A 3,038-nucleotide genomic window follows, 5' to 3' on the forward strand; every position below is an offset into this window, starting at 1 on the left:
CGAATCCGGGGTCCGCGCGGCGCCACCGCCGCGCGGACCGCACCCCCCCCCCACCCCGCCCGCGCCGAGTGCCCCGATGGCGGGCGGGCTGGGGGGCGGGTGCGGTCCGCGCGGCGGTGGCGCCGCGCGGACCCCGTATTCGCGCGACCGTGAGGCCGCGCGGAGTCCGTGTTCGGCGCCGCCCCGCACGGAGTGGCCGACGTCGTGGCGATCCCCGCGACTTCCGGAACACACGCATGCACCGAGCCTCACCCCGATGCGCCCCCCGCCGCCCTGTGGGTTGCGCCACCCGGGTGAACGGATTGGAACCATCGTCCCGGTCCGGGACGTTTTCACGATTCAGGCGGACGGGCGTACCGGTGGCCGATTCCCGCATGCCACCGGCGTGCCGTGCGGGCGTGACTGATCACTGCGCCCACCCCACGCGTACTACTGGGTCCCGAAAGAGAGAGGCGCTGGAGTGGACGTGCTCGACATCCTGCTGATGCTGGTGATCCTGGCCTACGCGGCGTCCGGTTACCGTCGCGGCCTGGTCGCGGGATGTGTGTCCCTCGCCGGCTTCGTGGGCGGCGCGGTGGTGGGCGTCTGGATGCTGCCGTGGATGATGGAGCTGGTGGAACCGGGCACTCCCGCGGCGACGGTCACGGCGGTGCTGACCGTGCTGGTGCCGGGTGTGATCGGGCACGAGCTGGCGGGCCGGCTGGCGCTGCGGCTGCGCCGCGAGATAGACCGCAGCCCGCTGCGCGTGGCCGACGGCATAGGCGGGGCGGCGGCCAACTCGATCGCCGTGCTCATCGTGGCGTGGGTGGCCGCGAGCGTCCTCGGGGCGTCCTCGTCGCCGCTGGTGACCAACTCGATCCGCAACTCCGCGCTGCTGGGCGCCGTGCAGAACACCATGCCGGACACCACTCCGACCTGGTTCTCCAACGCCACGTCCGCGCTGACCGAGGCGGGTTTCCCGCAGGTCTTCAACCCGTTCGAGAACGAGGCGACGGCCGAGGTCGCCAAGCCCTCCGGGGACAGTGTGACGGCCGCGGCGACGAACGCCGCCAAGCGCAGCACGGTCAAGATCGAGGGCGTCGCCGGGACGCAGGGCCGCGAGGGCAGCGGCTTCGTGTACGCGCGCGAGCACGTGATGACGAACGCGCACGTGGTGGCGGGCATCGACGACCCGAGTGTGCGGGTGGGCGGCGTGGGCCGGGCGTTCGAGGGGCGGGTCGTGCTCTTCGACCCGGAGAAGGATGTCGCGGTGCTCTATGTGCCGGGTCTGGAGGCGCCGGTCCTCCGCTTCGACGACACCGCCTCGCGGGGTGACGCGGCGGTCGTCGCCGGCTACCCGGAGGACGGCGGGCTCGACCTCCAGGCGGCCACGGTCGCCAGCCGTATCGACGCGACCGGCCGGAACATCTACAACACGGACGCGGTCACCCGCGAGATCTACTCGATCCGCTCCACCGTCCGCCCCGGCAACTCCGGCGGCCCCCTCCTCACCACCGAAGGCCAGGTCTACGGCGTCGTCTTCGCCCGCTCCACGTCCGACGCGGAGACGGGGTACGTCCTGACGGTCGACGAGGTCGCCCCCGAGGCGAACAGCGCGGCGAACGCGACGAAGGCGGTGGACACCGGGGAACTCGTGACGTCGTGAGCACGGCGCCATGGGCACGGCGTCGTGAGCATGGCGCCATGGGCACGGCGCGGAGAGGGTGGCGTGGAGAGCGTGGCGCCGTGCGGGGGTGGGCGGTTTCCCGCCGTCATGCGCGGCGCACGGTGGCACGCCCTCGTGACGCCGGGTCAGGGCGGTGGCATGTCGTCGGCGTGGGCGTCGCCGTGACGTCGTGTCAGAGGTGGACGCCCATCAGCACGTCGTCCACGTAGGCCCCGTCGAGCAGGAACTCCTCGGGCAGGACGCCCTCCACCACGAACCCCTCCGACTCGTACAGCTTCCTGGCCGGGGTGTTGTGGCCGAGGACCCGCAGGGTGAGCCGCCGGGCGCCCCGGCTGCGCGCCTCCTCCAGCGCGGCCCGCACCAGCGCCCGCGCCACCCCGGCCCCGCGCGCCTCTTCCGCGACGGCGAGCCCCTGGATCTGGCGGACATGCACGTTGCAGTCCAGCGAGGTGGGCCGGCCCAGCCGGAGGTAGCCGACGACGTCACCGCCGAGTTCCGCGACGAGATGGTCCCCGGGGCCGAACCGGTCGTCGAAGAACGGCTTGTACGGCTGCCGGGGGCGTTCCTGCACCGAGTGCAGCGTCGACCAGGTGGCCCGGTCGAGCCGGGCGAGCGCGTCCTCGTCGTCGGAGGTCGCGACCCGTATGAGGGGAAGCGGCATACGGACAACTGTACGGGGGCGCACCGCGACAGCCCGGCGGCACGGCCCCGGAGGCGCCGCGCTCGCGGTCGTACGGCGGCACGGCCCGGAGGCGATGTGCCCGTGGTCGTACGGCGGCACGGCGGGCCCGGTCCGTTGATTCGCCGTACGGAGGGGCAGGATGGGAGGCATGGACACAGATGCGCCCGTGGCGCCCGGTTCCCGTGTGGTGATCGCCGGGGCGTCCGGCCTGATCGGTTCGGCGTTGGCCCGGTCCCTCACCGCCGACGGGTACGAGGTGCGCCGGCTCGTGCGGCGTGCGCCGCGCTCGGCGGACGAGGTGCGCTGGGACCCGGAGGCCCGGCAGGTCGACGTGGCCGGACTGGAGGGGTGTGCGGCCCTCGTGAACCTCGCGGGCGCGGGAGTCGCCTCGCGCCGCTGGACCGACGCGTACAAGGAGACGATCCGGCGCAGCCGGGTGCTCGGCACGGCGGTGCTCGCCGAGGCCGTCGCCTCCCTGGACACACCGCCGAGCGTCTTCGTCAACGGCAGCGCGATCGGGTTCTACGGCGACACCGGCGACCGGGTGGTGGACGAGTCGGCGTCGGCGGGGACGGGGTTCCTGCCGTCGGTGTGCGTGGAGTGGGAGGCGGCGGCGAAGCCCGCGGCTGACGCCGGGGTGCGGACGGTGTTCGCGCGGACCGGGCTGGTCGTGGCGCGCGGCGGGGGCGC

General features: G+C 73.9%; 3 protein-coding genes. 2 read left to right on the forward strand and 1 reads right to left on the reverse strand.

Features of this window, described 5'->3' with window-relative positions:
* Positions 1 to 460 precede the first annotated feature (460 nt).
* Complete coding sequence (locus AOK23_RS11650; RefSeq protein WP_055712655.1) at positions 461 to 1,645, forward strand: MarP family serine protease; 1,185 nt, start codon at positions 461 to 463, stop codon at positions 1,643 to 1,645.
* A 193-nt stretch (positions 1,646 to 1,838) separates the two neighbouring features.
* On the opposite strand, the gene AOK23_RS11655 is transcribed toward AOK23_RS11650, so the two are convergent.
* On the reverse strand, positions 1,839 to 2,327 hold the full coding sequence (locus tag AOK23_RS11655; RefSeq protein WP_055712656.1) for a GNAT family N-acetyltransferase: 489 nt from the start codon (positions 2,325 to 2,327) through the stop codon (positions 1,839 to 1,841).
* A gap of 169 nt (positions 2,328 to 2,496) precedes the next feature.
* Between AOK23_RS11655 and AOK23_RS11660 the strand changes: the two genes are divergently transcribed.
* A partial coding sequence (locus tag AOK23_RS11660; RefSeq protein WP_157878008.1) for an NAD-dependent epimerase/dehydratase family protein occupies positions 2,497 to 3,038 on the forward strand: 542 nt, incomplete at its 3' end.

The organism is Streptomyces torulosus (assembly GCF_001419765.1).
GTDB classification, from domain to species: domain Bacteria; phylum Actinomycetota; class Actinomycetes; order Streptomycetales; family Streptomycetaceae; genus Streptomyces; species Streptomyces torulosus.